The 1,148-nt window shown below is 44.5% G+C and carries 1 protein-coding gene; it reads right to left on the bottom strand.

Features of this window, described 5'->3' with window-relative positions; genetic code table 11:
- Window positions 1-30: 30 nt before the first annotated feature.
- Window positions 31-1,148 (bottom strand): transposase (locus BLW31_RS23710; protein WP_256207982.1); only part of this gene is annotated, 1,118 nt, incomplete at its 5' end.

Raw genomic sequence — 1,148 nt, 5'->3', positions numbered from 1 at the left:
ACAATGGTTCGTTAAAATTTGAGATAACGGCTAAGCGGCTTTACGCTGCCAGCCAAAGAGTTCTTTGATAGTATGACTAATTAACTTTCGGTTCGGTTTACTCTGACACTTGTCGAAAATTAGTTTAGCGATGTATGTGCTTGCCATGATTTCCTTGAAAGAAGCCATGGAATACGGCACTCCATTTTCCTTCATCATCACTTTCGCAACATTCTGTGATGCGAATGATGCATTATAGGAAAAGTCCAACTGGTTCTTGTGTCTTGCTTGGCAATGCGTAAGACCAGTATATTGCTTTGCATCGCGAAAACAAAACTCTATTTGGAATCTTGAGCGGTATGTGCGCAACACTTCCTCACCCGACATGGATGTCTTTGTTGAGAAGAAAAGCTTGTGTTTTCCGTTCGGCATAACCCAAATGACAAGACGCACTTTCTGCTTCAATGCCTTTGAATAGGCTATGAGTGTGTAGGCTGTGCCTTCAAGTCCTTCAATATGCAACTCTGCCATACGTGTGAGGTCAAGTTTCTTGTAGTTGATTTTTCCGTCAAGTGTCTTGGGACGTCCAGGCTTATTGGAACGAGGTCCCGTATACACATAATATAGGCTCGCAGTATCCCTGAAGCGGCTGACAAGATGGAAACCGCACTCTTTGATTCCGTCCACAAACGGACGGATAGAGAAGAAAGCGTCAGCGACAACAATATCGGTGACCTTCAACAAATCCTTCTTATAACGCTTGATGACCGCTATGTAATGTTGCACGAGAGTCATGTTACGCATTTTCAATTCTCCAGTAGATGGAGTCTGATGGGCGCGCAGCATCATGCAACTGTTGGCATGGACATCGACAAGTGCAAGCCCCATGATTTCAAGCCCATGCTTCATGGAACTTGCACAACCGGACCAGAAAGTACCGATATGCGGAGTCTTCTTACCCGACTTGCTGATGTAGCTCGGATCGATGGCTATAGCCAATAGACCATCCATATTCAAGTAACGTCGGCATAGGGCAAGGTTGAACTTCACCCAGTCTATGCATTTAGCACGACCACGGTTGAAGTTCGTTCTGTAGGTCTGCTCACAATGGGTACCGTAACGCTCCATTTGAGTGAAATTTATCTTTCTTTGTATCGTCATGTATAATA

Origin of the sequence: Bacteroides faecis MAJ27 (assembly GCF_900106755.1) — a bacterium.
Taxonomy (GTDB): Bacteria; Bacteroidota; Bacteroidia; order Bacteroidales; family Bacteroidaceae; genus Bacteroides; species Bacteroides faecis.
Note: the sequence above shows the minus strand (reverse complement) of the source record. Positions and strands in the feature narration are given on the sequence as shown.